At 71.1% G+C, this 26,880-nt stretch carries 25 protein-coding genes and 1 pseudogene; 12 read left to right on the top strand and 14 right to left on the bottom strand.

Translation table 11 applies throughout. The features are described from left to right. Positions 1–13: 13 nt before the first annotated feature. Genes A4U64_RS02985 through A4U64_RS02970 form a run of 4 tightly spaced genes read right to left on the bottom strand, consistent with a single transcriptional unit; the run spans position 14 to position 4,600 of the window. Positions 14–1,720: a PHA/PHB synthase family protein gene (locus A4U64_RS02985; RefSeq protein WP_065922124.1), complete on the bottom strand. Its 1,707-nt coding sequence runs from the start codon at positions 1,718–1,720 to the stop codon at positions 14–16. Further along, positions 1,717–3,234: a long-chain-fatty-acid--CoA ligase gene (locus tag A4U64_RS02980; RefSeq protein WP_043798467.1), complete on the bottom strand. Its 1,518-nt coding sequence runs from the start codon at positions 3,232–3,234 to the stop codon at positions 1,717–1,719. The genes A4U64_RS02985 and A4U64_RS02980 overlap by 4 nt, the downstream gene beginning before the upstream one ends. Next, positions 3,231–3,458, bottom strand: a complete 228-nt coding sequence (locus A4U64_RS02975) for a hypothetical protein (RefSeq protein WP_006937055.1) — start codon at positions 3,456–3,458, stop codon at positions 3,231–3,233. The genes A4U64_RS02980 and A4U64_RS02975 overlap by 4 nt, the downstream gene beginning before the upstream one ends. After that, positions 3,455–4,600 carry an acyl-CoA dehydrogenase family protein gene (locus A4U64_RS02970; protein ID WP_006937057.1) on the bottom strand — a complete coding sequence of 382 codons (1,146 nt, stop codon included), beginning with the start codon at positions 4,598–4,600 and terminating at the stop codon, positions 3,455–3,457. The genes A4U64_RS02975 and A4U64_RS02970 overlap by 4 nt, the downstream gene beginning before the upstream one ends. 630 nt (positions 4,601–5,230) lie before the next feature. Here A4U64_RS02970 and A4U64_RS02965 point away from each other — a divergent pair. The 8 genes from A4U64_RS02965 to A4U64_RS02930 all read left to right on the top strand — a co-directional run bounded on the left by A4U64_RS02965 (position 5,231) and on the right by A4U64_RS02930 (position 13,208). After that, entirely contained in the window at positions 5,231–6,205 is a 975-nt protein-coding gene (locus tag A4U64_RS02965) for a quinone oxidoreductase family protein (RefSeq protein WP_006937059.1), read from the top strand. Positions 6,206–6,261: 56 nt separating this feature from the next. After that, positions 6,262–7,158, top strand: coding sequence for a TauD/TfdA dioxygenase family protein (locus tag A4U64_RS02960; protein WP_065922123.1), 897 nt, complete (start codon positions 6,262–6,264; stop codon positions 7,156–7,158). Between the two features lie 60 nt (positions 7,159–7,218). After that, complete coding sequence (locus tag A4U64_RS02955) at positions 7,219–8,271, top strand: 3-keto-5-aminohexanoate cleavage protein (RefSeq protein ID WP_006937062.1); 1,053 nt, start codon at positions 7,219–7,221, stop codon at positions 8,269–8,271. Between the two features lie 153 nt (positions 8,272–8,424). Further along, the gene (locus tag A4U64_RS02950) at positions 8,425–9,780 is read left to right on the top strand and encodes an MFS transporter (protein WP_006937064.1); all 1,356 of its coding nucleotides are present in this window, start codon (positions 8,425–8,427) and stop codon (positions 9,778–9,780) included. After that, on the top strand, positions 9,777–10,373 hold the full coding sequence (locus tag A4U64_RS02945; protein WP_006937065.1) for an RBBP9/YdeN family alpha/beta hydrolase: 597 nt from the start codon (positions 9,777–9,779) through the stop codon (positions 10,371–10,373). The genes A4U64_RS02950 and A4U64_RS02945 overlap by 4 nt, the downstream gene beginning before the upstream one ends. Positions 10,374–10,523: 150 nt before the next feature. Then, entirely contained in the window at positions 10,524–12,464 is a 1,941-nt protein-coding gene (gene ftsH, locus A4U64_RS02940; RefSeq protein ID WP_232334155.1) for an ATP-dependent zinc metalloprotease FtsH, read from the top strand. Between the two features lie 47 nt (positions 12,465–12,511). After that, positions 12,512–12,778, top strand: a complete 267-nt coding sequence (locus A4U64_RS02935) for a hypothetical protein (RefSeq protein WP_029545826.1) — start codon at positions 12,512–12,514, stop codon at positions 12,776–12,778. 28 nt (positions 12,779–12,806) lie between these two features. Continuing rightward, positions 12,807–13,208 carry a TIGR03668 family PPOX class F420-dependent oxidoreductase gene (locus tag A4U64_RS02930; RefSeq protein WP_065922122.1) on the top strand — a complete coding sequence of 134 codons (402 nt, stop codon included), beginning with the start codon at positions 12,807–12,809 and terminating at the stop codon, positions 13,206–13,208. Positions 13,209–13,250: 42 nt separating this feature from the next. Here the strand turns inward: A4U64_RS02930 and A4U64_RS02925 are convergent, their stop codons facing one another. The 4 genes from A4U64_RS02925 to A4U64_RS02910 form a co-directional block, all read right to left on the bottom strand. Next, complete coding sequence (locus A4U64_RS02925; RefSeq protein ID WP_065922121.1) at positions 13,251–14,663, bottom strand: alkaline phosphatase PhoX; 1,413 nt, start codon at positions 14,661–14,663, stop codon at positions 13,251–13,253. Positions 14,664–14,780: 117 nt separating this feature from the next. Continuing rightward, the gene (locus tag A4U64_RS02920) at positions 14,781–15,446 is read right to left on the bottom strand and encodes an ArsR/SmtB family transcription factor (protein WP_006939758.1); all 666 of its coding nucleotides are present in this window, start codon (positions 15,444–15,446) and stop codon (positions 14,781–14,783) included. Beyond that, the gene (locus tag A4U64_RS02915; protein WP_006939757.1) at positions 15,439–16,755 is read right to left on the bottom strand and encodes an MFS transporter; all 1,317 of its coding nucleotides are present in this window, start codon (positions 16,753–16,755) and stop codon (positions 15,439–15,441) included. The genes A4U64_RS02920 and A4U64_RS02915 overlap by 8 nt, the downstream gene beginning before the upstream one ends. Positions 16,756–16,900: 145 nt before the next feature. Continuing rightward, positions 16,901–17,140: a hypothetical protein gene (locus A4U64_RS02910; RefSeq protein ID WP_006939756.1), complete on the bottom strand. Its 240-nt coding sequence runs from the start codon at positions 17,138–17,140 to the stop codon at positions 16,901–16,903. Between the two features lie 223 nt (positions 17,141–17,363). Between A4U64_RS02910 and A4U64_RS02905 the strand changes: the two genes are divergently transcribed. Next, entirely contained in the window at positions 17,364–17,696 is a 333-nt protein-coding gene (locus A4U64_RS02905; protein ID WP_029545834.1) for a hypothetical protein, read from the top strand. A gap of 18 nt (positions 17,697–17,714) precedes the next feature. On the opposite strand, the gene A4U64_RS02900 is transcribed toward A4U64_RS02905, so the two are convergent. Next, complete coding sequence (locus A4U64_RS02900) at positions 17,715–19,151, bottom strand: hypothetical protein (RefSeq protein ID WP_043798476.1); 1,437 nt, start codon at positions 19,149–19,151, stop codon at positions 17,715–17,717. Positions 19,152–19,330: 179 nt separating this feature from the next. Between A4U64_RS02900 and A4U64_RS02895 the strand changes: the two genes are divergently transcribed. After that, on the top strand, positions 19,331–19,888 hold the full coding sequence (locus tag A4U64_RS02895; RefSeq protein ID WP_006939749.1) for a CsbD family protein: 558 nt from the start codon (positions 19,331–19,333) through the stop codon (positions 19,886–19,888). 29 nt (positions 19,889–19,917) lie between these two features. Then, on the top strand, positions 19,918–20,610 hold the full coding sequence (locus tag A4U64_RS02890) for a hypothetical protein (RefSeq protein WP_006939747.1): 693 nt from the start codon (positions 19,918–19,920) through the stop codon (positions 20,608–20,610). 28 nt (positions 20,611–20,638) lie between these two features. Here A4U64_RS02890 and A4U64_RS02885 read toward each other — a convergent pair whose 3' ends face one another. The 5 genes and pseudogenes from A4U64_RS02885 to A4U64_RS02865 all read right to left on the bottom strand — a co-directional run bounded on the left by A4U64_RS02885 (position 20,639) and on the right by A4U64_RS02865 (position 26,079). Then, positions 20,639–21,679 carry a TIGR03617 family F420-dependent LLM class oxidoreductase gene (locus A4U64_RS02885; RefSeq protein ID WP_006939746.1) on the bottom strand — a complete coding sequence of 347 codons (1,041 nt, stop codon included), beginning with the start codon at positions 21,677–21,679 and terminating at the stop codon, positions 20,639–20,641. Between the two features lie 20 nt (positions 21,680–21,699). Beyond that, the gene (locus A4U64_RS02880) at positions 21,700–21,900 is read right to left on the bottom strand and encodes a hypothetical protein (protein ID WP_006939743.1); all 201 of its coding nucleotides are present in this window, start codon (positions 21,898–21,900) and stop codon (positions 21,700–21,702) included. Between the two features lie 83 nt (positions 21,901–21,983). Further along, positions 21,984–23,588: a fatty-acid--CoA ligase FadD1 gene (fadD1, locus tag A4U64_RS02875; RefSeq protein WP_065922120.1), complete on the bottom strand. Its 1,605-nt coding sequence runs from the start codon at positions 23,586–23,588 to the stop codon at positions 21,984–21,986. A 232-nt stretch (positions 23,589–23,820) separates the two neighbouring features. Further along, positions 23,821–24,717, bottom strand: a pseudogene (locus A4U64_RS02870) (alpha/beta hydrolase); the annotation flags it as partial. A 39-nt stretch (positions 24,718–24,756) separates the two neighbouring features. Further along, complete coding sequence (locus A4U64_RS02865) at positions 24,757–26,079, bottom strand: flavin-containing monooxygenase (RefSeq protein ID WP_065922119.1); 1,323 nt, start codon at positions 26,077–26,079, stop codon at positions 24,757–24,759. Between the two features lie 190 nt (positions 26,080–26,269). Between A4U64_RS02865 and A4U64_RS02860 the strand changes: the two genes are divergently transcribed. Beyond that, entirely contained in the window at positions 26,270–26,875 is a 606-nt protein-coding gene (locus tag A4U64_RS02860) for a TetR/AcrR family transcriptional regulator (RefSeq protein WP_065922118.1), read from the top strand. The last annotated feature ends 5 nt before the right edge of the window (positions 26,876–26,880 follow it).

The following is a 26,880-nucleotide window of genomic DNA, read 5'->3' as shown; positions in this document are numbered from 1 at the left end:
AGGTCGTGGTGGGTCAGATGTGGTGTACGTAGGTGCCGGGTGCGGGGTCGAGCGGGGAGTGGCCGGCGCCGCCGAGCGTGGTGGGTGCGGCGACGGTGGCGCCGCTGCGCGCGGCGAGCCAGGTGGTGTAGTCCGGCCACCAGGAGTCGCGGGTGACCGTCGCGCGGTCGAACCATTGCTCCGGGGTGTCCGCGTCGACGGGCCCGACCCGGAAGGACGCCTTGGGGTTTCCGGGTGGGTTGACCAGCGCGGCGACGTGCCCGCTGGTGGAGAGCACGAACCGGGTGTCGGCGCCGCCGAGCAGGGCGGCGCTGCGGTGGCAGGACTGCCATGGCGAGATGTGGTCGGCGATGCCGCCGATCACGTACGCGTCGGCGGTGACCGCTCCGAGGTCGATCGGGGTGCCCAACAGGTCGATCGTGCCGGGGGTGGCCAGCGCGTTGGTAGCGCCGATGCGGACCAGGTCGCGGTGCAGGCCGGCGGTCATGCGAGTGGTGTCGGCGTTCCAATGCAGCACGTCGAACGGCGCGGGCGGGCGGCCCTGCAGGTAGTTGTTGACCCAGTAGCGCCACACCAGGTCGGTCGGGCGCAGCCAGGCGAACACCTCGGCCAGCTCGTCCCCGTCCAGGAAGCCCCTGGACTGCGAGCGTTCGATCGCGGTCTCGGCGGTGCGTGCGTCGAGGGCGGCGGCGGCGAACCCGGCCTGGGCCTGGTCGAGCACGGTCACCGCCAGGGTGAGCCCGGCAACCCGGTCGCCGTGGCCGGTGGCAGCCAGGTACGCGGCGGTCGTCGCGGCCAGGATCCCGCCCGAGCAGCTGCCCTGCAGATGCGTGCGGTCGGTGCCGGTGATCCCCTGGACGGCGTCCATCGCCTCGAGGATCGCGCCGCCGTAGGTGTCGAGGTCCCAGTCCCGATGCTCGGCGTGGGGGTTTCGCCAGGAGATGGCGAACACCTGCTGGCCCTGGGCGACGAAGTACTCGATCATGCTGCGACCGGGGGCGATGTCGGTGATGTAGTACTTGTTGATCACCGGCGGCACCATCAGCAGCGGCACCTCGCGCACGGTCGCGGATTGCGGGGCGTACTGGATCAGCTCGAACACCGGGGTGCGCAACACCACTGCCCCGGGTGTGACCGCGACGGTCTCGCCGAGGGTGTAGGCGCCGTCTTCGATCATCGCCGGCACCCGCGGCTTGGTGGCCATGTCGCGGGCGAACGCGCGCGCCCCGCGCAGCACGGACAGGCCGCCGGTGTCGATGAGCGCCTTCCACCCGAGCGGGTTGAGCAGCGGATTGTTGCTCGGCGCGAGGCCCTCGACGAGGTTGTCGAGCACGAACCGCATCCGTTCGGTGTCGCGCCAGTCCAAGCCCGCGTCCGCGAGCAGGGCATAGGCGGTGTCGGCGGTGGCGAGGTAGGCCTGCATGCTGCGGTGCAACCAGGGGTTGTTCTGCCACGCCGGGTCGGCGAATCGTTTGTCGCCCTTGCCGGGTGCGCGGTCGGCGCGGCCGGCGGCGACCGCAGCGAGTTCCTTGGCCAGGTTTCCGCCGCGGTGCGCGAGCGTGCCCGGGCGGGTGGCCAGCCCGCCCGCGAGCCGGGCCCAGGATCGGTTGGGCAGCATCCGGCCGGCCACGCCGCGGGCCGAGCCGGCCAGCAGCAGGTCCAGCGGCGCGGCGAGCTCGTCGGGGCGGTGTGCCGGCTTGGTGGTGGTGGTGGTGGTCATGGTCGGTTGCTGCTTTCGAAGGTCGGGATGGTGATGTCGCGGCGCAGGATCTTGCCGGTCGGCCCCTGCGGCAGGGTGTCGAGGATCCAGATGTGGCGCGGATACTTGTAGGCGGCGACCCGCTGTTTGACGAATGCGACGATCTCGGCGGGATCGGCGCTCGCGCCGGGCTTGAGCGTGACCGCGGCGCCGATCTCCTCGCCGAGGCTGGCGTGCGGGATGCCGACCACCGCGGCCTCCGCCACGGCAGGGTGCTCGTAGACGACCTCCTCGACCTCGCGGGGGTAGACGTTGAACCCGCCGCGGATGATCAGGTCCTTCTTGCGGTCCACGATGTAGAAGTAGCCGTCGGTGTCGATGCGGCCGATGTCGCCGGTGGCGAACCAGCCGGCCGCGTCGATCGCGGCCGCGGTCGACTCGGGCAGGTTCCAGTAGCCCTTCATCACGTTCGGTCCCGCGATCTGGATCTCGCCGGGCTGGTCGGCCGGAACCTCGGCACCGGTGCCGTCCACGACACGCATCCGCACGCCCTCGATCGGGGTGCCGATCGAGCCGGTCTTACGGACGCGGTCCGGGTGGTTGAACGAGGCGACCGGGGAGGTTTCCGACAGCCCGTAGCCTTCCAGGATCACCGCGTCGAAGGTCCGCTCGAAGTCGGTGAGCACTGCCACCGGCAGCGACGCGCCGCCCGAGACGCACACTCGCAGGCTCGCCGTCGCCGCCGCGTCGAGTTCCCCGGCGACACCGAGCATCGCGGCGTACATGGTCGGCACGCCCTCGAACACGGTGACCCGGTCGCGGGCGATCACCTCGAGCGCGACTCGTGGGTCGAACCGCGGCACCAGTGTCAGCGTGGCACCCACGAGGACCGAGGCGTTGAGCCCACAGGTGAGCCCGAAGACGTGGAACAGCGGCAGTGCGCCCATCACGACGTCGTCGGGTCCGATCTGGATCAGGGTGCGGGCGGTCACCTCTGCGTTGCCGGCCAGTCCGGCGTGGGTGAGTTCGGCGCCCTTGGGCTTGCCGGTGGTGCCCGAGGTGTGCAGGATCACCGCGGTGTCCTCACCCGCCCGCGCCACCGGCGCGGCCTGCGCCGGCAGGTCGGCGGTCAGCCGGGCGAGGTCGTCGTCGTCGACCAGCCACAACCGGGCGTCGGCCGCGTCGGACGCGGCGCGGGCCTGCTCGGCGAACACCGGGGTCGCGAACAGCGCCGACGCGGCGGTGTTGGTCAGGAAGAACTCGATCTCGCGGGCCTTCAGCAGGGGGTTCATCGGCACCGCGATCGCGCCGCGCCGCAGGATGCCGTAGAACACGATCGCGAACGCCGCGGTGTTGGGCAGCATCACCGCGACCCGGTCACCGGGTGCGATCCCGGCCCGCTCGAGCAGGGTTGCCACCCGCGCCGCGGCCGCGTCGAACTCGGCGAACGCGAGCGTGTCCTCGCCGCACCGCAACGCGGTCTTGCCGGGGTAGTTGCGCGCTGACACAACGAGATTGGTACTGAGATTGGTCATGCTGTGGTTCTCCGGTGTGGTTCGAGAAAGGGGTCGTGGTCGGTGGTCGTCTCCGAACCGGCGTGGGGCCGAAGGGGCACGCACAGCGCCGGAGCCCAGCGAATGGAGCCGAGCACCCCGGTCAGCCACGCGATGCGGGCGGCGGCGTCGGACCGGGTGCGCGTCAGCCGGGCGAGCCACTCGGTGGGTTCGCTCGCGTGGGTGGCCGGCGCGGTGATGCTCACAGTCCGAGGTCCCGTCCGATGATCTCCTTCATGATCTCGTTGGACCCGGCCCAGATCTTGGTCACCCGTGCGTCCTTCCACGCCCGCGCGACCCGGTATTCGTTCATGAACCCGTAGCCGCCGTGCAGCTGGACGCAACTGTCGAGGATCTGGTTCTGCACCTGCGAGCTCCACCACTTGGCCTTCGCGGCGTCCACCGCGGTGAGCCGCCCCTCGGTGTGTGCCTGCACGCACCGATCGACGAACGCCTGCGCCACCTCGAGCGTGGTGACCAGTTCGGCGAAGAGGAACTTGTTGTACTGGAACGAGCCGATCGCCTGGCCGAACGCCTTGCGCGCCCGGGCATAGTCGAGGGTCTCGGCCAGGATCGCCTCGGCGTGCGCGAGATTCGACACCGCCGCGCAGATCCGTTCCTGCGGCAGCATTCGCATCATGTGCGCGAACCCGCCGTCGACCTCGCCGATCACGTTCGCCGCCGGGACCCGGACGTCGGTGAAGAACAACTCGGCGGTGTCGGACTCGGGTTGGCCGACCTTGTCCAGCTTGCGGCCCCGTTCGAAGCCCGCCGTGCCGGTCTCGACCGCGAACAGGGTGATGCCCTTGGCCTTCTTCTCCGGACTGGTCTTCGCCGCCACGATCACCAGGTCGGCGTGGTAACCGTTGGTGATGAACGTCTTGGACCCGTTGAGGATCCAGTCCTCCCCGTCGCGTCGGGCGGTGGTCTTCAATCCGGCCAGGTCCGAGCCCGCGGCCGGTTCGGTCATCGCGATCGCGGCGACCAGTTCACCGGTGCAGAACCCCGGCAGCCACCGCTGCTTCTGCTCCTCGGTGGTCAGCTCCACCAGATACGGCGCCACGATGTCGTAGTGGATGCCGAAACTCGACGCGATCGCGGCACTCACCCGCGAGAGTTCCTCCCCCACAACAGCATTGAACCGGTAGTCTCCCGCCGCGCTGCCACCGTACTGTTCGGGTACCTCCAGACCGAGCAGGCCGAGCTTGCCCGCCTCGATCCAGATCTCGCGGTCGATGAACCGCTGCTCGATGATCCGCTCGTGCTCCGGAATCAGGTGGCGCTGCGTGAAGTCACGCACCGTGTCACGAAAGGCGAGGTGGTCGGCGGTATAGATGGTCCTGGTCATCGATCTTCCTGAGGGGTGGCGACGGGTGTTTTCGAGCACGTCGGGCAGGTGGCCGCCTCGGCCGGCTGCATCGACGATCCCGGTGCTGGGGACGTGGCCCGCGGAGTGCGGGACTCGATCGAGAACCCATGTGGGTCTTCGGCTTGCCACTCCACGGTAGCCGAACCGCACCCACCGTACTTATCTCATCGGGTCAGCAGACTATTCGTATCGGGACAGGGTTGATGGCGCACAGACCACACCGCCTGCAGTCCACGCGAATCCGATGAGCACCGTTGTCGCACACCGACGCCGCCCCGGTCGGCTCGATCGACCGACACCGTCCCACACCATCACGCCCCTCGCATCCGGGATGCAGCCGGCTCGAACCCGGCGGGATGCACGTCCCGGGCCGGCGAGGCCGCTGGATCGCCGCAGCGTCCCGAAGCGAATATTTGGAGTCCCGCCAGGATAAGTATCCATGGGATGGTCCGACTAGAGTTGGGTTCATCACAGCACGGGCCACCCGGTGACCGCCCTCACAAGCCGAACCGGCGCACCCGAGCGAATCCAAAAGCTGTTCCACAGCACAACGTTTCGGATCTCCGAGTCGTCACGACGCGAGCACCCGGGACCGAGAAGGAGAATACCGTGGCGAAGGCCGTTCGTTTCTACGAGACCGGTGGACCGGAGGTCCTGCGGTGGGAGAACGCCGAGGTCGGGGAACCCGGCCCGGGCGAGGTCCGGATCCGCCACGGTGCGGTCGGCCTCAACTTCGCCGACACCTACTTCCGGACCGGGCTCTACCCGGCCGCGTTGCCCGCCGGCATGGGCGTCGAGGCGGCGGGTGTGGTCGAGGCCGTCGGCACCGGCGTGTCGCACGTGCGGGAGGGTGACCGCGTCACCTACACCGGCAGCCCGCTGGGCGCCTACAGCACCGAGCGGGTGATGCCGGCCGAGCACCTGATCACGCTCCCGGGCGGGATCGCGTTCGAGACCGCGGCGTCGATGACCATGCGCGGGCTCACCAGTGCGTATCTACTGCGGCGCATCGTCGCGCTGGACGCCGGGGACACGGTGCTGCTGCACGCCGCCGCAGGCGGGGTCGGCTCCATCGTCACTCAATGGGCGAATCTGCTGGGCATCAACGTGATCGGCACCGTGTCCAGCGACGCGAAGGCCGAGATCGCCCGCGCCAACGGCTGTGCACACGTGATCGTCTACACCCGCGAGAACGTCCCCGCCCGGGTCCGCGAGATCACCGACGGGGTCGGAGTGCCGGTGGTGTTCGACAGCATCGGCGCCTCCACCTTCGCGACCTCGCTCGACTCGCTGGCCCGCCGCGGCCTGCTGGTGTGCTTCGGCACCGCGTCCGGACCGATCCCGCCGATCGACGCGATGTCGCTGGCGGTGAAGGGCTCGCTGTTCGTGACCCGTCCCGCGCTGGCGGACTACATCGCCGACCCGGCCGAGCGGGCCGAACTGGCCGGCGAGGTGTTCGGCCACGTCGCCGCCGGCCGGATCCGCATCGACATCAACCAGCGCTACGAGCTGGCCGACGCGGTGACCGCACACCGCGATCTCGAGGCCGGCGCCAGCATCGGCACCTCGGTGTTCACCCTCTGAACCCGGCGAATACCCGACGCCGTCACCGAACCCCAATTCTTCTAGGAGACAACGCAATGTCTGTCACGATCGAGATGCCCCGGCGGACACGGACGGTGACCCCGTTCCGGGTCGAGCCGTTGACCGCCACGATCGGTGCGGAGCTGTTCGACGTGGACCTGGGCGAGGTGTCGCGCGACGACGCCCTGTTCGCCGAGCTGCGTGCGCTGCTGCTGCGTCACAAGGTGCTGTTCCTGCGCGGGCAGGACTTCACCCGCGCCGAGCACGTCGCGCTGGCGGAACGGTTCGGCCCGCTCGAGGATCACCCGGTGGCCGGCAGCGACCCCGACCATCCCGGGCTGGTGCGGATCTACAAGGACCTCGACAGCGCGCCGGAGCACTACGAGAACGCCTACCACTGCGACGCCACGTGGCGGCAGAACCCTCCGATGGGTTCGGTGCTGCGCGCCGTGGAGATCCCACCGGTCGGCGGCGACACCGTCTGGGTGAACATGGCGCTGGCCTACACGCGGCTGCCGCAATCGGTGAAGGACCGGATCGACGGGCTGCGCGCCCGCCACAGCATCGAGGCCAGCTTCGGTGCGAACATGCCCCTCGAGGCCCGGCACGCGCTGCACGAGCGGTTCCCCGACGCCGAGCACCCGGTGGTGCGCACCCATCCGGAAACCGGGGAGAAGATCCTGTTCGTCAACGCCTTCGCCACCCATTTCGTCAACTACCACACCCCCGACAACGTCCGCTTCGGCATCGACTACGCCCCCGGCGCCGGGGATCTGCTGCGCTACCTGATCAGCCAGGCCGCGATCCCGGAATACCAGGTGCGGTGGCGCTGGACCCCCAACAGCGTCGCCATCTGGGACAACCGATCCACGCAACACTATGCGGTGCAGGACTATTGGCCCGCAGTACGCAAGATGGAACGCGCCGGCATCGTCGGCGACGCCACCTTCTGACCCCTCCCCCGTCCCGTTCACCCTCACCAACCCCACCACAACTCTGATCGGAGCACCACCATGCACTTCCACGACGACGCCCTGTTCCCGGAGAACCAGGAGAAGCTGGTCATCACCGTCGCCCCCTACGGCCCGGAGTGGGACATCGACGACTTCGCCGAGGACCTGCCACTGACCATGGACGAGCACGTGCAGAAGGCGGTGGACTGCTACGAGGCCGGCGCGACCGTGCTGCACATCCACGTGCGGGAACTCGACGGCAAGGGCTCCAAGCGGCTCTCGAAGTTCAACGAGCTGCTGGCACGGCTGCGCGAGGCGGTACCCGAGATGATCCTGCAGGTCGGCGGCTCGATCTCGTTCGCACCCGAAGGCGAGGGCGCGGACGCGAAGTGGCTCTCCGACGACACCCGCCACATGCTCGCCGAACTCGACCCCAAGCCCGACCAGGTCACCATCGCGATCAACACCAATCAGATGAACATCGTCGAGCTGATGACCGCCGACGACATCGCCGGCACCTCCTTCGAGCGCCCCGAGGTCTACGACGCCTACCGCGAGATGACCGTCCCGGCCGGGCCGGGCTGGGTCGAGGAGCACCTGCGCCGGCTGCAGGCCAACGGTATCCAGCCGCACTTCCAGCTCGCCAACATCGCCCAGCTCGAGACCGTGGAGCGGTTGATCCGTCGCGGCGTCTACACCGGCCCGCTGATGGTGACCTGGGTCGGCATCGGCGGCGGCTTCGACGGTCCCAACCCGTACAACATGATGGAGTTCATCCGCCGCACCCCCGACGGGGCGGTGCTCACCCTGGAAACCCTGATGCGCAGCGTGCTGCCGGTCAACACCATGGCCATCGCGATGGGCCTGCACGCCCGCTGCGGCACCGAGGACACCCTGTGGGGCCGCAAGGGCGAGAAGATGACTTCCGTGGCGCAGGTCGAACAGCTCGTCCGCATCGCGAACGAACTCGGTCGCGAGGTCGCCACCGGCAAGGAGGCCCGCGAGATCTACAAGCTCGACGAGCACTACACCAGCGCCGAGGAGACCCTCGCCAAGATCGGCTTCGCGCCCAACCGCCGCCCCGGCCAGCGCGGCTTCACCCAGCACGCCTGACGCAGCATCCGCGTGATTCGCGGGGCGTGACACCACGCCCCGTGCCGCGCCCCCGGGGCACGCGAAACCCTTTCTCCCACCGGCCGTCAGCACCACAAACTTCACCCCCAGCCACCGCGCTCCTCCCCACCCCACCCGAGGTTTAGGAAGATCATGTCCTCTCTCACCCCCACCGCGCCGGAGCGGACCGCGACCGTGTCGGCGCCGTCTCGCCGCAGCGGGCGATCCCGGTTCTACCCGTGGCTCGTGTTCGCACTCACCTTCGGGCTGCTGCTGTCGGACTACATGTCCCGGCAGGTCCTCAGTGCGGTGTTCCCGTTCCTGAAAGCCGAATGGTCGCTGTCGGATTCGCACCTCGCATCGCTGAACAGCGTGGTCGCGTTGATGGTCGGGTTGCTCACCCTGCCGCTGTCGATGCTCGCCGACCGGTGGGGCCGGGTGCGCAGCCTCGTCGTGATGGCCGCGTTGTGGAGCGTGGCGACCCTGCTGTGCGCGGTGGCGGGCTCCTACGAGCAGATGCTCGGCGCCCGGTTCCTGGTCGGGGTCGGTGAGGCCGCCTACGGCAGCGTCGGTATCGCGGTCGTGCTCAGCGTGTTCGCGCCGCGGCTGCGGGCCTCGCTCTCGGGTGCGTTCATGGCCGGCGGCTCGTTCGGGTCGGTGATCGGCGTCGCATTCGGCGGGGTCATCGCCGTGCAGCTGTCCTGGCGCTGGTCCTTCGCGTCGATGGCGATCTTCGGGCTGATCCTGGTCGCGCTGTTCTGGGCCCTGGTCAGCGAGCGCAAGCTCGCCCGCCACGCCATCGACGACGACACGAACACCACCCACACCGAGGCGCCGGGCCCGGTTGCACGTGCCCCGATCTCGAGCCTGTTCACCAACCCCGCGGTGCTGTGCGCCTACATCGGCGGCGGGCTGCAGATGTTCACCGCCGCCGCGCTGATGGCGTGGCTGCCCAGCTTCTTCGGCCGCTCCTACGGGCTGGCCGCGGACAAGGCCGCCGCGATGGCCGCGGTCTTCGTGCTGCTCATCGGCGCCGGCATGATCGTGTGCGGCATCGTCGCCGACCGGGCCGCCCGCATCGACCCGGCCCGCAAATGGACAGTCGCGATCGCGATCAGCCTCGCCGCCGGGGTACTGCTGATCGTCGGGTTCCGGCTGCCGGTCGGCACCGCCCAGCTGGTGCTGCTCGGACTGGGCGCGTTCTTCTCCGCCGGCTCCACCGGCGCGGTCACCGCGATGGTCGCCAACCTGACCCACCCCACCGTGCGGGCGTCGGCGTTCGGCACCACCACCCTGGCCAACAGCCTGCTCGGGCTGGCCGCGGGCCCGTTCGTCGTCGGTGTCCTCGCGGACAGGATCAGCCTCGCCAATGCTCTGCAACTTGCGCCGCTCGTCTACCTGGGCGCGGTCGCGGTGCTGCTGGCCGGCAAGCGCGTCTACCCCGCCGGCGTCCGCAAGCTCGCCACCCTGTCCGCCACCCCCGCGCAGCAGACCGGAGCCGACAAGTGAGCACCCTCGATACCACGACCGTGGTGATCGTGCCGGGCCTGCGCGGCCACGTCGCCGAGCACTGGCAGACCCTGCTCGCCGCGCGGCTGCCGAAGGTGACCACGGTCGAGCCGCTGCAGCGCGACAAGTTCGGTCTCGCCGCCCGCGTCGCCGCCCTCGACGAGGTCGTCGCCGGCACGACCGGCCCGGTGCTGCTGGTCGCGCACAGCGCCGGTGTGATGATCACCGTGGCGTGGGCCCAGCGCCACGACCACCCCGTCGTGGGCGCGTTGTTGGCCACCCCACCCGACCTCACCGTCGCGCTGCCCGCCGGCTACCCCACCCCCGAGCAGCTACGCGACAACGGCTGGTATCCCACCCCGCGCACACCGCTGCGGTTTCCCAGCATCGTCGCCGCCAGCAGCAACGACCCGCTCTGTGGGTTCGACCGGGCCGCCGCTCTCGCGCGGCACTGGGGCAGCAGACTCGTCGACGCCGGACCGGTCGGGCACCTCAACCCCGCCGCCGGCTACGGCCACTGGCCCGCCGCCGAGGACCTCGTCCGTGAACTTGCCGAGGCACCGCCGCCCCGACCGGTCCCCGTCCGGGCCTGAGCCCCGGACCGTGGCGGCGAACCCTGCGATACCGACGTCGAGGTTCGCCGCCACACTCGACAGTCTCTCGTCGATCCTGCTGACACGGGTGAGGACCTCCGTGCGTCCGGATACCGTGGATCCGACACGGACAGGTCAGGAGAGCGCCGAATGATCACACGGACCAGGTTCTTCTCCGTTCACCACTCACGGTCGGCGCGATCGGGGCCTCCCCCGGACCCGCCGCCCCCGCCGGCGCCGTCCTCGGGCCTGTGGTGGCAGCTGGTCGCGGTCGCCGTCCTGCTCGGCGGCCTGGTGGTCGCCCTGGCCCTGCAGACCCCGACCTCGAGCACCCTGACCTACAGCGACTTCGTGGACCGGGTCGACGCGGGCACCGTGGAACAGGTGACGATCGACGACAAGGGATCGGTCTACGGAACACTTTCCGATGGAACCGAATTCGTCACCCAGCTACCCACCGCGCTGGACCTCGCCGGGCTCGACAACAAGCTGCAGGCGAAGCAGGTCCGGGTCAGCGCGGAACAGACCGACGACAGCCCGTGGGGGGCGATTCTGTTCAGCATGCTGCCCTTCGTGGTGTTCGCGGGACTGCTGCTGTGGCTCGGCCGCCGGGCGCAGCGCGCATTCAGCGGCGGCGCCGGCGGTATCGGGGGCATCGGAACGTTCGGCCGCTCGAAGGCCCGGGTGATCGAAGCGAACCGGCCGACCACCCGCTTCGCCGACGTCGCCGGATACGACGGCGTCAAGCAGGAGATCAGCGAGGTCGTCGACTTCCTGCGGGATCCGGAGAAGTACGCGGCCGCCGGCGCGAAGGGTCCCCGCGGCGTGCTGATGATCGGCCCGCCGGGCACCGGCAAGACGCTGCTGGCCCGCGCGGTGGCGGGTGAAGCAGAGGTGCGCTTCCTGTCCGTCACGGGCTCGGAGTTCGTGGAGATGTTCGTCGGCGTCGGCGCCTCCCGCGTGCGGGACCTGTTCGAGCAGGCCCGCAAGAGCCCCCCGTCGATCATCTTCATCGACGAGATCGACGCCATCGGCAGCAAACGCGGCGTCGGGACCTACGCCGGAAACGACGAGCGGGAGCAGACGCTCAACCAGTTGCTGGCCGAGATGGACGGCTTCGATCAGAGCGTCGGCATCGTGGTGCTGGCAGCGACGAACCGCCCGGAGGCGCTCGATCCGGCACTGCTGCGGCCGGGCCGGTTCGACCGCACGGTGGTCATCCCCCTGCCCACCCAGTCGGAACGGGCCGCGATCCTCTCGGTGCACCTACAGGGCAAACACCTCGGGCCCGACGTCGATCTGAGTGTGCTCGCGCGGGCCACCCCGGGGTTCTCGGGTGCGGATCTGGCGAACCTGGTCAACGAGGCCGCGATCAACGCCGTCCGCGACGACCGCACCGTCATCTGCGCCGACGACTTGTCGTCCGCGCGCGACCGCCTGCTGCTCGGCCGCCGCGAGAGCGCCAACGCCCTGCTCCCCGAGGAACGGACCTCGGTGGCGGTGCACGAATCGGGTCACGCGCTGCTCGCGGCCCTGTGCCCGCACGCCGACCCGGTGGCGAAGGTGACGATCCTGCCCGCGGGCATGGCGCTGGGATCGACCCAGCAGCTCCCCGAGGTCGAACGCCACCTCTACAGCGAGGGATATCTCAACGATCTGCTCACCGTGCGGGTGGGTGGGCGGGCCGCGGAGATCGTCGTGTTCGGGGAGGGCTCGACCGGCGCCGCCGACGATCTGAGCGGCGCGACCCGGATCGCCGTGCGCATGGTGCGGGAATTCGGGCTGTCCGAAGCGTTCGGCCCGGTGGGGTACGGCTCCGGCGATCCCAACTACCTCCATGCCGACACCAGCGACCGGAGCCTCGTGCGGCCCTACTCGGAACACACCCAGCAGCTCGTGGACCGCGAGGTCGCCCGGCTGCTGCGGGCCGCCGAGGAACGGGCGGTCGCGCTCCTGACGCAGCATCGGACGGCGCTGGACCGGCTGGCCGCGATCCTCGTCGAGGAGGAGACCGTCGACGGCGACGTCGTCCTCGATGTGCTTCGGGCGGAAGCGGACACGGCCCGGCCGCAGCGCCTCGGCAGCACCTGAGGAATGCGCCCGACATGATTCGCCGCGCCGCGGGGAACCCGGTCCCCATGGCACCTCTCCCCGACCCCACGACGGCACGGCACTACCGCATCCACGAGACTCCCGACGGTCACCGTTGGGTGATCTGCACCCACGACCCGTCGCTGGGCATCGATTTCGGCCCGGGACCGGAGGCCGAGTCCTGGGCGCGGGAAGCCTGGGCCGACCTGGAATCCCCGCCGCCGCAGAACCAGTACAACTGGCGGCCGGCGCCGCCGGGCCTCGCGGGCTCGCGGTTCGGCCCCGACAGGCGGATCCCCGGACCGAGAAGGTGACGACCGGCGGGCGCCTACCGTGGGGGGTGTGGACGCACGCGCTCTCGTCACCGCCGCCCGCGTCGCACGGCTCGCCACCGCCGGGCGCAACGGACGCCCGCACCTCGTCCCGATCGTGTTCGCGCTCGCCGGCGACGTCCTCTACACCTGCGTCGACGACAAACCGAAGACGACGCGCCGGCTGCGGCGCCTGCGCAACATCGAGGGCAACCCGCACGTCACCGTGCTCGTCGACCACTACGAGGAGGACTGGACGCACCTGTGGTGGGTCCGCCTCGACGGCACCGCCACCGTCCACGACCCGCGCTCCGCGGTCGGCACGGCCGGTCTCGATGCGCTCGCCGTCAAGTACGCGCAGTACCGGGCCGCCCGCCCGGCCGGGCCGGTGCTCCGGATCGCCGATCTGCGCTGGCGGTCGTGGTCCGCCTGACACGCACGGCCCGCGGCGCCGCGCGGGCCGTGCGATCGAGGATCAGTTGATCGGACGACGCCACGGCCCGGTGATGGCAAGGACCAGCCCGGGCGACTGGATGTTGACGAACAGGGTCTTGCCGTCGGCACTGAACGCCGGTCCGCAGAACTCGCTGTCGTTGAGTTCGTTGCGGGCGATGGCGAACGGCTGTCCCTCGGCGGTGACGCCGATGAGGTGGCTGATGCCGTCGCCGTCCTCGGCGAGGATCACGCCGCCGTACGGCGAGACGGTGATGTTGTCGGGACCGTCGTAGTTGCCGGTGTCGACGGACGGGTCGGGGTTGACCCCGAACAGCGTCTTCAGCGTGATCGTCTGCGAGGCCGGATCGTAGAACCACACCTGGCCGTCGTGCTCGGCGACGCTGCCGTCGCCGGTGCGGGCGTAGCTGGCGACGAAGTAGGCGCCGCCGTCGCCCCACCACTGGCCCTCGAGCTTGCGGCTGCGGGTGACCTCGTCGGCGGCGAACTGTGCGCGCACCGGCGTGGTGGCGGCGTCGCGGTCGGGGACGTCGACCCACTCCACCGCGTAGCGCACGCCCGGCTCGGTGGCCTGCGACAGGTCGGGCACGTGCGTGCCGCCGTCGAGGCACTTCATCGCCTGCAGGCTGCCCGCCGTGTCGCCGCCCGGCGACACGGCGAGTTCACGCAGGGCGCCCGGCCCGCCGCGGAAACCCTGCGGCGGCGTCCACCGGAAGAACAGGCCGTTGGGCTCGTCGGCGTCCTCGGTGAGGTAGATCGCGCTCGATGCCGGGTCCACGGCGACGGCCTCGTGCGCGTACCGGCCGAGGAACTTCAGCGGCACCGGGCTCTTGCCGCGGTTGGCTTCCTGGCTCGCGGGGTCGACCTCGAAGACGTATCCGTGGTCGAGCGTGAATCCCTTGGAGCCGGCGCGTGCCTCGGTTTCCTCGCACGTCAGCCACGTGCCCCACGGGGTGATTCCGCCGGCGCAGTTGTTCACGGTGCCGGCCAGGCTGACGTACTGGCCCGTGCGCTGCCCGTTCGGCCCCACCGTGACGGTGGTGGTGCCGCCTCGGGCGCCGGGGTCGTAGGTCAGGCCGTCGACGACGGGCACGCCGAACGGCTCGTCCTTGCCGATCTCGTGGTTGGTCACGATCGTGGAACCGTTGCGGTGCGCGAACACGCCGTTGGCGTCGGGATCGCTGGGGACGGGCGTGCCGTCGTCGAGGGTCGTCTCCCCGGAGCGCGACACCACGGTGTACGAAAAGCCCACGGGCAGGGCGAGAATGCGGTTGGGATCCGGGACGAGCGGGCCGTAGCCGATCGCCGTGCCGGGCACGGCGGACGCAAGTCCGGGGCGGACGATCGCCTCGACGCTGCCGGCGAGGGCCACGCCGAGGCCGGCCAGCGCGGTGCGTCCGAGGAACCCGCGGCGATTCAGTGGTGCCGTCGTCACTGTTTCGATACCTCCATCGATCCGGTCGAGTCCTTCGGACCGTAGGTACCGGAAAGCCCGGTTCGGTGGCCGGCGCGTGACCCGGAACTGAACCGGACGCGAACGTCGCGGAGGCGGTCAGGCGACGTCGGAGTCGACGGGCAGGCCGGCGAGTCGCCACTCGAGCACACCGTCGGCGGCGCGCCGGGCGGGCACGCCGTGGGTGCGCAGCAGCCGGACGGCGTCGTGGGCGAGCACGCAGTACCGACCGCGGCAGTAGGCGACGATCTCGCGGCCCGCCGGCAGGTCCGCGAGCCGCTCGGTCAGCTCGTCGAGTGGCACGTGCAGCGCGCCGGGCAGGTGCCCGGCGGCGTATTCGGCCTCGGGGCGCACGTCGAGCAGTACCACCTCGCCGGTCTCGAGGCGGTGCAGCAGTTCCTCGGTGCCGACGGCCGTGGTGTCGTCCGGGCCGAGATACGCGCGACGGGCGAGCTCGGTGTGCGGGCGGTGCCGCTGGGCGACGCGGCGCAGGGTGTCCCACAGGACGGCCACGTCGTCCCCGGCGAGCGAGTAGAAGATCCGCTTGCCGTCGCGGCGGGACTGCACCAGCCCGGCCGCGCGCAGCGTCTGCAGGTGCGCCGAGCAGGTGCTCACCCCGAGCCCGGCGGCGGCGGCGAGCTCGTCCACGCTGCGCGGGCCCTGCGCGAGCAGGTCGAGCAGTTCCAGGCGCGCGGGGTTGCCGAGCACCTTGCCGACGGCGGCGAACTCCCCGAAGAGGGCGTCCTTGGCGGCTCGGTCAGCCATGGGCGGGGTCCTCCTGTGCGACGCGGGCAGGTCGGGGGTGGGTCTCGTACATGCGCACCGCGACGATCAGCCCGGACAGGGCGGTCAGCGCGGCCACGACCCACACGGCGGCGTGGACGCCGAACGCGTCGGCGACGATACCGGCCAGCAGGGCGCCGGCGGCGAATCCGCCGTCGCGCCAGAGCCGGTACACGCCCACGGACCGTGCCCGCCAGGCGGGGTGGGCGACGTCGCCGATCGAGGCGAGCAGGGTCGGGTAGACCAGCGCGGTGCCGGCGCCGAGCGCCACCGCGGCGATCGCCCACGGCAGGAACGCATCCGAGACGGCGATCACGGCCAGGGCGAGGGCCTGCAGCCACATGCCGGCGACGATCATCCACTTGCGGCCCCACCGGTCCGACAGCGCGCCGGTGACCAGCTGGCCCACTCCCCACACGGCCGGGTACAGCGCGGCGAGGACGCCGATCCGGCCGACCGAGAGGCCGGCCGCGGCGAACAGGATCGGGAACAGGCCCCAGGCGAGGCCGTCGTTGAGGTTGTTGACCAGGCCGGCCTGGCTGGCGGACGACAGTGCCGGTTCCTTGAAGCTGGTCTGGACGAACACCTGCCGGTCGGTGAGCTTGTCGTGCAGGTGGTCGTGGCGTCCGTCGGCGCGGGCCACGTGGCCGACGGCTTCGAGGCGCGCGTGTTCGCGGGTCTCCTTCACTGCGAGGGTGGACAGTCCCAGGCCGAGCGCCGCGAAGGCGATGCCGAGCAGGAACGGCGCCGGCCGCAGACCGTAGGCCTCGGCCAGGTAGCCGGTGGCGAGCGCGGTCGCGGCGACGGCGGCATACCCCGCGGCCTCGTTCAGTCCCATCGCGAGCCCCCGGCGGGCCGGGCCGACGAGGTCGATCTTCATCACCACCGTGGTGGACCAGGTCAGTCCCTGGCTGATGCCGAGCAGCACGTTGGCGAAGATCACCCAGCCCCACGACGGAGCCCAGATGAGCAGCAGCGGCACCGGGACTGCGACCAGCCAGCCGGCCACGAGCACCGGTTTGCGCCCGTACCGGTCGGAGAAGGTGCCCGCGAAATAGTTGGTGATCGCCTTCGACAGGCCGAAGACGAGGATGAACGACAGGCCGGCGGTGTAGGCGCGGATGCCGAATTCCTCCTCGGCGAGCAGCGGCAGCACGGTGCGTTCCTGGCCGAGCATGCCGCCGACGAGGGCGTTGACCACCACCAGCAGCGTGAACTGGGCGGCGTTGCGGCGCAGGCCGAGTCCGATCCGTTCGCCGGACGGGGTGGTGGGGCGCGTGGGGCTGTTCATGAGCCGCCCTCCGGGGACGTGTGGGATCAGGGTCGCCGCGCGCCGCGCCTTCCCGGCGGGAGACGCGGCCGACTTCACTACGACATTCTATGGAATTATGGAATGAACCGCCACCGACGGCGGAGCGGGTGTGCCCTCGCGGCGATCAGTGCAGGTTCTCGGCGTGCCGGACCGCCGTCTCCAGATGTTTGTCGACGCTGCGCAGATCCAGGCGCGCGTCGGCGAGGAGGTCGAGGATCTCGAGGAGCGCGGCCTCGGCGGAGTCTCCGTGGGAATGGCGATCGATCCGCCCGAACTCTTCGCTCAGTTCCTTGATACGTCGATCGAACACGTGCAGATCGGCCCGCAACCGCGAGGCGTGCCGGGCCAGCTCGGGGGTGCTCATTGCGGGACCGTCCTTCGATTCGACGTGCGGGGTGTGAAGTCATCGTGGCCGACGGGGTGCTCCGGCGCCACGCCCGGCACCCGGCCGGTCCGCTCGGCGGATACGCCGCAACCGGCCTTCTCGTCCGGCCGCACAGGTGGAAGAATCACCGGAGAGCTCCCGCACCGGACTCGACGCCCGAAGCGAAGGGTCCGGGGATGTGCCGCGGGGAGGCGGTGACGCGATGGATCCTGTTCGGCTGAACAGCGGTGTGCACCGGTGGTCCACCGAGCATCTCGTGCGGCTCGTGGACCAGAGCACGACGCACGATGCCGCCGTGGGGTGCGGGCCTGTCGAGGCGGCCCGGATCGAATTGGCCCGCAGACGCGCCGGTGGAACGTTCGATTGGATGTGCCTGGTCGAGGATCCCGCCGATCCGGACCACCGCACGGAGAGCTTGATCCTGTCCCTGCCCACGGGAGTGACCGAGGAGCAGGTGCGGTCGGAGGCACTGGCCCGTGCGCGCGCACGGTACGGTCCGCGGGTGGTCGTCCGCCACGTCCGCGCGTACGACTGACGAGGTGCCAGCGGACGATCACGGTCCGGCGTCTCCGCTGAATCCCACCTCGGACAGCGACGTCCGGAAGCGGCCGGGCCCGACCGACGCCAGCTCCGTGATCCAGACGAGCACCTCCGACATCGGTGCCGCCGTCGCCGCCACCGGTATGCGGGTCACGCCGGAGACGAGGACAGCGCCGCCGATCGTCTGCGCCGCGGGGTGCGGGCCGCCACCGCGGGGCGCGGTTCGGATCTCGACACGCGAACCGGCACTGAGGCTGTCGATCCGGACCTCGCCGAGCCGGACCGGCCGCGGGAAGGCGATCGTCAGGCCCACGCCGCTCCGGCCGGCCGGGACCGGCCGTGGATACAGGTCGGTGCTCCAGGCCGTGTTCGGGTTGGCGTCCGCCGCAAGGTCCGCCGTCACCGCATTGTCGGTAGTCCCGTCCCGCGACTGGGCGCGCACGGACAGCGGAACGAGGGGGGCGCTGATCGGCGCCGCCCCGGCACCGATCGTCGGCGCCACGACGGCGACTGCGGGCAGCGTCGGTGCCGTCACCACGGAATCGCCACCCGGGCCACTCAGGGCGGTGCCGGCGACCCAGCCGACCGCGGCGAGGCACGCCACCAGAACCATTGCAGCCGAGGCAGGCACGACCGCGATGCGCCGGGGAGGGGTCGCGGGCGGCCGATGCGCCGGGAACCGTTCCGGTGCCGGCGAAGGGGTTTGGCGGCGTACGGCTTCGGCCGTGCGTTCCGCGCCCCGGAACCGCACGTCGCCACGCGGGAGCATCCGATCCAGACGGTCGACGAAATCGGTTGCGGTACAAACATGTCCGCCCAAAGCCTCGTCGGCGAGCTGCCGCATCGGCTCTGCGCCGGGGCGCGCCTCGCCGGCGCCGAGCAGGCAGCGCAGCACCGCGCCGAGCCCGGCGACGTCGGTCGTCTCGTCCGCACCGGACAGGATCGCGGGGAAGGCGAGGACGGCGGTACCGCACTCGCCGACCCGGACGCGGACCGGATCGTCCAGGCACAGGACCGTGGACTGCCGGTGCGCGGCGCGCACCGTCTCGGCCAGGCGAAGCGTCATCCGTGCGGCCGCGGCCGGGTCCGGACGGTCGGCGGCGACGTCGCGCAGCGACCGGCCCCGCGTCCACTCGGCCACCACCACGCAGTGGTCGGTGTCGCCGACGACGTCGAAGACCCGGGCCGCGGCCCCTGCCCGCTCGAAGGCCGCCGAGGCGGTCCGCACGCACAGCCCCGGGAAGAAGCCGGCATCCGGGGCGGGGCGAGGCACGAGGGTCAGCGCGACGGTCCGGTTCATGGCCGTGTCGCGCCCCCGCCAGCACTGCAGGCCGCCCACGGTGCCGTGCCGCTCCACCAGCCGGTAGCGGCCGCCGCCGACGTGCGCTCCGGCCTCCGGAAGCACCCGTCGATACGTCCCGTCCGGAGCCGAGCCGTCGTTCCCGGTCATCGACGTCGCCTCCCCCTGAGCCGGATCCTCGCGCCTCATTGTCCGCCGGAGCGCAGGCGGCCGGGCCCGATCCGCACTCCGAAAATCCACCTGCGTGATTGACGCGGGCCATTTCGGGTTACCCCCGGGTAGCGGACAACCCCGCACAGACAGTCCCTACCACCGAGGAGCAGGACGTCATGGACGAAGAGGGCACGTCCGCGGAAGCCCGCGAGGGCTTGCTGGATTCCATCAAGGGCAAGGCGAAGGAAGTCGCGGGCGCGGTGACCGGCAACGACTCGCTCACCGCCGAGGGCCAGCTCCAGCAGGCCGAGGCCCACGCACGCAAGGAGGCGAACACCGCCGAAGCCGTCGCGCGGGCGGAGACCGAGGAGGCTGCGGACGAACTCGGGTCGATCCACGAGCGGGGCGCGCAGGAACGAGCGACGGTCCGGCAGGAGGCCGCGGCCGCGGAGCAGGACGTGCGCCGCCGGCAGCAGAGCGAGCATCTGGTCGCCGAGCAGCAGGCGCAGCACCGGGCCGCGGCCGGGCGGCTCGAAGCCGAACGCGACGCCCGCGTCGAGACGGCGCGCGCGCAGTCCGCCGAGCGCGCCCGGGTGGCCGAGGCCACCGCCGACGCGATCGATGCCACCGAGGAACACCGGGAGGCGATGGACGAGGCCGCCGAGGCGCGCGCCGAGGCCGCGCGGGCCCGGCAGAAGGCCGAGAGCCTCGGCGACGACGCCGAAACGCCCTGACCTCTCATACCCGACGAAGCGGAGACGACATGAACATCACCACCGTGCCCCTGGCCGTGTTGCGCCTTCAGTACCAGATCTTCCGATTCCCGCTGCAGATGATCGAGCAGCAGGTGTTCTCGCGGTTCCCGCCCGACGCACCCCCACGACTGATGTACGAGCGGGGCCTCGGCCTGCTCGACGGGACCGTGGGAACCGTGCTCGGCGCCCGCGACGTGCAGCAGCGCGGCGCCGCGATGACCGAGCGCACCGACGCGTTCGCCCGGGCGAGCGCCCTCGAGGAGGAGGCCGCCCGCAAGGAGCAGGAGGCCGACGCCGCGCTGCGCGCCGAGCGCGAGCAGGCGCGGGCGCAGCAGTCGGAGGCCCACGAGGCGAGGCAGCGTGAGGTGGCGCAGGCCCGGGCCCGTGAGGAGGAGCGCAAGCGCACCGCCGCACGGGAGGCCGAGCAACGCGCCGAGGCGGCGAAACGGCAGGCCGACGCCGAGGCGGCACAGCGCACGCAGGCGGTCGAATCGGCCCGGCGGAAGGAACAGGAGCAGATCAGGGCCGCCGAGCAGGCCGCCGCCGCCCCGGCCGAGGCGCAGCTGAAGGACGCCGCCGACAAACGGGGCGAGGCAGCCGACAAGCGTGCCCGCGCCGAGCGGTTGGAGGATCTGTCCGAGGCGGAGAAGGTCGGGCGTCGTGCCGAGCGCAACGGCGAGGCCGCAGGCGGACCGGCCTGACGAGGCGACCCGTCGGGCGCCGCGGTCCTCACCGCACCGGCCGCACCGGGATCGCCCGGATGCGGTCGAGCAGGGCCGCGAATTCGTCGTCGTCGGCCGGGTCCTCGGGCGGGTCGATCGACAACCCGTCGCACGTGCCGCCGTACCAGGATTCGAGGACGGCCGGCAGCTGGGCGTAGGTGCCGTGCGGGACGAGGGTGCGCAGGACGTCGTCGCTCACCGTCTCCGTCATCTCGTTCCAACGCTGTTCCCGCGCCAGCCTGGTCAGCCGCTCACCGAATTCGGTGAGACCGAGCGCCGCCAGCGTTCCGCGGTAGGCGGGTGTCGAGTACAGGAACGCGAATTCGGAGCGGGCCGCCTCGCGCGCGGCCGCGACGACGCGGTCGTCGCGGCCGGTGATCGCCTTGGGAACCACCACGACGCGGGGGCCGCCGTCGCGCCGGCCACGGCGTTCGGCGCCCTCGCGCAGTGCGGGCAGGATGTGTTCGCGCAGGAACGTGGGGTGCGAGTTCGTCGGGTGCGTGACGAATCCGTCGGAGCACTCACCGGCGAGCACACACATCCGCCGGTTGACGCCACCGGTCCACAGTTGCGGCGCCGGGACATGGACGGGGCCGGGTCGGAAGTACGGCTGCAACCGGTCGAATGTGTAGTGCGTGCCGCTGTGCGACAGAGGCTCTCCGGTGGCGAACGAGCCGAAGATCGCCCGCAGGGAGTCGAGGTAGTCGCGCAGCTGGGCGGCGGGATCGCTCCACGGCATCGAGAACCGGCCGACGATGTTGCCGCGGACCTGCGTCGCGAGACCGAGCTGGAAGCGGCCCCCGGAGAAGCGGGCGAGCTCCCACGCGGAATACGCGGTCACCATCGGGCTCCGGGCGAAGGCCACGACCATGCTGGTGCGCACCGTCAGCCGCGACGTGTGTTCCAGCGCCAGCGCGCACACGGTGAACGGGTCCCGCACCGTTTCCGACACGTGCACGGTGTCGTACCCCAGCGCCTCGATCCGGCGTACCCGCTCGGCCACCCGGCCCAGTTGCGTGTCCGCCGGCAACGACGCCACCCTCTCCATGGCGAGACCTCTCGTCGCGGTCAGAAGACGACGATTCCGCGCGGGTTCCTGCCCTCGTGCCTGCCGGTGAAGCCCTGGGCGGTGGCGCCGAGCCGGTCGTACGGGGAGAACACCGAGCGTTCCTCGGGCCGCATCCACTCCTCGAGGTGGTCACGCGAGTACTGCTGCCGGCGTTCGAGCAGCGCGTGCACGTCGGAGGCGGCGACGGTGGTTGCGGTCATGACGCGGATGCTAGGAGCGCACCTGCGACGCCCTCGCCGGAGTCCCGCTCAGCGAGACTCGAACGCGCGGCCTCTCCCCCGGATCACCCGGTCACGACGTAGCCGCCCTCCTCCCCCGATGTCGTGCCCGTCGCGCGACGGTCGCGGCGGGACCACAGCACGCCGCCGCCGGGAGTCGGGCCCTGTTGCACCAGTTCGCGTTTGAGGATCTTGTTCGTAGCGGTACCGGGCAGGTCGGCAGCGATGCGCACGTAGCGGGGCCACGCCTTCGGCGACAGGTCCGGCTGGGCGGCGAGGAACTCCTCGAACATCTCGGGGGTCAGTTCGGCGTCGTCCTGCAGAACCATCGCGGCCATCACCTGGTCGCCGACGTGATCGTCCGGCACCGCGTAGACGGCGACGCGGTTCAGGGCGGGCAGGCGCTGCAGGATCCGTTCGATGGGAGCGGTGGCGAGGTTCTCGCCGTCGACGCGCATCCAGTCCGCGGTGCGGCCGGCCAGGTAGATCCACCCGTCGGCGTCCTTGTACGCGAGGTCGCCGGACCAGAACATGCCGTGGCGGAATCGCTCGTCGGTGGCCTCCTGGTCGTTGTAGTACCCGGAGAAGAACCCGGCGCCGTGGGTGTTGACCAGTTCGCCGATCGCCTCGTCCGCGTTGATCAGGGCACCGGCGGCGTCGAACTCCGCGGCGGGGCACTCGGTGACGGTGGCGGAGTTGTAGACGGCGACGCCGTCGAGGCCCTTGCCGATCGATCCGCGCGGGGTGCCGGGCTCGCGGGTGACGATGACGGCGTTCTCGGTGGAGCCGAAGCCGTCCCATACCGTGCAGTCGAACCGGCGTGCGAACTCCTCGATGTCGCGATCGGTGGCCTCGTTGCCGAATGCCACGCGCAGCGGGTTGTCCCGGTCGTCGGGCCGCTCGGGGGTCGCGAGCACGTAGGCGAGGGGCTTGCCGACGTAGTTCATGTAGGTCGCGCCGCAGCGTCGGATGTCGTCGAGGAACCGGGACGCCGAGAAGGCGGCCGGGACCATGGCGGCGCCGCTGCCGATGCCCACGCTCCAGCCGGCGAGGACGGCGTTGGAATGGAACAGCGGCATCGACAAGTAGCAGACGTCGGTGTCGGCGATACCGAACCGACCGATGAGGTTCTGACCCGCGAACAGCACCATCAGGTGGGCGACGCGGACCGGTTTGGGATCGCCGCTCGTGCCCGACGTGAAGATCATCATGAAGGTGTCCATGGCCTCGACCTCGCGGTGCGGGTGCAGGACACCGGCGCCGGCGAGCAGGTCGGCCCACTCCCGCGACGACGTGTCGAGGATCCGCACCCCCGGCAGGTCGAGCACGGCCAGCAGGGGCCGGTGTTCCGGGTCGGTGACGACGATCTGGCAGTCGGCGCGCCGGATGTCGCGGGCCAGGCCGTCGCCGCGGCGGGTGGTGTTGATGCCGCACAGGACGTAGCCGCCGAGTCCGGCCGCCGCCATGGCCTCGAGCATGTCGGGAGTGTTGCCGAGCAGGGTGCCCACGTGCATCGGGCGGTCCGGGTCCGCCACGCCCAGCAGGGCCGCGGCCTGGGCGGATGCGCGGCCGAGGTGCTCGCGCCACGTCCATGTCCTGTCGCCGTACACGACTGCGGTGGTGTCCTGGTCGCATCGCTCACGGAGGGCTTGCTGGACGGTCTCTGCCATCGGTCTACCTCGTCGTCGTGGGGGCGGCGTCGTCGTGCCGGGGACTCCCGGCGGTGTCGTCGTGCCGGGGACTCCCGGCGGTGTCGTCGTGCCGGGGACTCCCGGCGGTGTCGTCGTGCCGGGGACTCCCGGCGGTGCCGTCGTGCCGGGGACTCCCGGCGGTGCCGTCGTGCCGGGGACTCCCGGCGGTGCCGTCGTGCCGGGGACTCCCGGCGGGCGGGCTCCCGGCACCGAGGTGCCGGGACAGGAACGAGATCTGATGGGCGACCGCGGCATCGAACCAGTCGCGCCCCGGCCAGACGTCGAAGTGGTCGCACGGGTAGTGGCGGACCTCGGCCCGTCCCCGGGCGGCGGCGACCGCGGCGGCGTGCGGGGGTGCACTGCGGTCGAAGTCGGCGATCTGGACGAGCAGCGGGCACCGCAGTCCGGCGGCGTCCTTGCCCGGCCGGTAGGTACCGAGTTCGAGCGCGACACCTGCGTCGATCTCGTTGCGCCACGTCGGGCCGGCGAGTGCCGTGTAGTCCTCGAAATACCCGTCCAGGGTCAGTGCCGCGGTCTCGCCGGGGCGGCCCACGATCGGAATCGTTACGGGGGGAAGGCCTCTCAGGGCCGCGACTCGGCTGCGGGTTCCGATCGCGGTGGACCGCAGCATCGACGGCATCGAATGGTGCCGCGCCGCCAGCAGACCCGCGGCGGGGCCGTCGACCAGCGGTGTGAGGGCGACGACGGCCGCGACGTCCCGGCGGTGTGCCCCCACCGAGAGCACATGTCCACCCGCCAGCGACACACCCCACAGGATCAGGCGATTCGGGTCGGCCCCGTCGAGGCGGGCGGCGGCGCACAGGGCGGCCCGGTAGTCGTCCGCCTGGCCGCGCAGGTCGACCCGTTGACGCGGCGCACCACCGGACGCGCCGAATCCCCGGTAGTCGAAGGCGAGGACGTCGAGACCTGCCGCGGCGAGCCGCTCCGCGAACGCCTGGAGGCCGGAATCCTTGGTGCCGCCGAGCCCGTGCGCCATCACGACGACCGGGCGGCCGCCGTCACCGGCGAACGCCTCGCCCTGCCCGGGGAAGTGCCAGGCGTCGCAGAGCGCGTCACCGGATCGGAAGGTCTTGTGTCGGTGTGTCATTCGGATACCTCCTCGGGGAGGTCGGTCGGGTGGACGCGACTACCGGTGCGCAAGCGCCCGTTTCCTGCCGGCGGGTAGTTCGTGTACCCGCAGGTCGTGTTCGTAGAGGAAGTAGTCGACCTGCTGGGTGTGCCGGGGCCGGTCGAGCATGTGCCCGGTGTACTTGCGCTGATCTGCTTCGATCACCCGCTCCATCTCGTCCACCGACGGCAGCCGGTACCGGCCGATCACGTGGGCCGCGACGAGCCGGGCCTGGCATTCGACGAACGGAAACAGGGTAGGCGTGGCCTGTGCGAACCCGACGAAGGCGAGGTTGTCGATGCCGGGCTTGAAGATCCGCTTGTAGAGCGGGATGTGGTTACCGGGCGCGCTGACGAAGTCCTCGTCGAAGAACGGGAAGGTGATGTTGTAGCCGGTGGCGTAGACGACGATGTCGAAGTCCGACGAGGTGCCGTCCTCGAAGTGCACGGTCGCGCCGTCGAGTAGGCGGATGTTCGGCTTGGCGACGACGTCGCCGGAACCGAGGCGCAGCGGCAGTTCCACCGATTGGGTGGGGTGGGCCTCGAAGAACTTGTGGTTGGGCGTGGGCAGGCCGTACCGCTCGGGACGCCCGGCGATGACGGGCTGCCCGAGCTGGGCGAGCTTGCGCTGCCAGGAGAGCGGAAGGTGGGGGCTGGTCCGGTAGTACTTGTCGGCCGGACGGCCCGCGATGTACTTCGGCACGATCCAGGCGCTCGAGCGGGTGGACAGGGTGACCTCGTTGCCGAGCGCCTTGGACGACAGTTCCACCGCGATGTCGGCGGCACTGTTGCCGATCCCGACGACGAGAATGCGCTTGTCCGAGAAGTCGATCGGCGTGCGCGGATCGACGTACCGGTGCGAGTGGAGGGACATGCCCGTGAACTCGCCCGGAAAGTCCGGGATCCGTGGATCCCAGTGGTGACCGTTCGCCACGACGAGGAAGTCGAAGTACCGGGTACGCCCGTCCTCGGTGTCGAGTTCCCACCGGCCGTCCGCGTTCCGGCGGGCATGCACGACACCGTTGCGGAACTCGATCCGTGACTCGAGGTCGAACGCCGCGGCGTATCCGTCGAGGTACTGCTTGATCTGGGTGTGATGTGGGAAGTCGGGGAAGGACTCCGGCATCGGGAAGTCCTTGAACGAGAGCTGATGCTTGGACGTGTCGATGTGCAGCGAGCGGTAGGCGCTGCTGTGCCCGTTGGGATTGCCGAACGCCCAGTTGCCGCCGAGCCGGTCCGACGACTCGAAGCACGTGTAGGGCACTCCGTAGTCCCCGAGCATCTTGCCCGCGGTCAGACCGCTGATTCCCGCGCCGATGACGGCGGTGGTCGGTGCCGGCATGTCGCAGCTCCTCGTGTGCAGGTTCCGGCCATCCGGTGAGCCGGTCCGATCTCCGGCGCGAGCGCGTCCGGTGACGACGACCACAATGTAGAACATGTTCACAGCGGGTGTACACACATTCCGGAAAGTGTCTACTGCGCGTAGGGTCGGCTCGCGGGCCGCGCGGTCCGCCGGCCGAGAGGAACAGCGCGTGCCCACCGAGACGAAACCCGGAAGCGTCCGCGAGCGACTGCTCGCCGCGACGGAGGACTCGCTGCGCGCCAAGGGAATCCGGGCGACCACGATGGCCGAGATGGCCGAGGCGGCCGGCGTGTCCCGGGCCTGGCTGTACCGGCACTTCCCGGACAAGGCGAGCCTGGTCGGCAGCGTGATCGTCCGGCTCGACGCGGCGTACTGGGCCGACGCCCGAGCGGCGCTCGCCGGGTACGGCTCCTTCGACGAACAGCTCGCGGCAGGCGTCCGGATCGGCCGGGCCACCTACGACGACCCGGGCGCGCTGCCGCTCCGGCTGCGCGCCACCGAGCCGGAGGAGTTCGAGGCGTGCGCCGGCGCGGGGGTGCGCGAACTGGTTCCCGATCTCGCGGCGTTCTGGCTCGAGTTCGTCGTCGCGGCGATCGAACGCGGGGAGGTCCGTGACGACGCCGATCCCGTCGAGGCCGCCGAGTGGGTGGCGCGCTCGCTCATCAGCCTCGCCACCGTGCCGGGCAACACCCTCGACCCCGACGACGCCGCCGCCGTGCTGCGCTACGTGCGGCGGTACGTGCTCGCCGGCCTGTCGCCCGCCGCGCCGCGCTGATCGGC

This window comes from Rhodococcus sp. WB1, assembly GCF_001700945.1.
GTDB lineage: Bacteria > Actinomycetota > Actinomycetes > Mycobacteriales > Mycobacteriaceae > Rhodococcus > Rhodococcus aetherivorans.
Note: the sequence above shows the minus strand (reverse complement) of the source record. Positions and strands in the feature narration are given on the sequence as shown.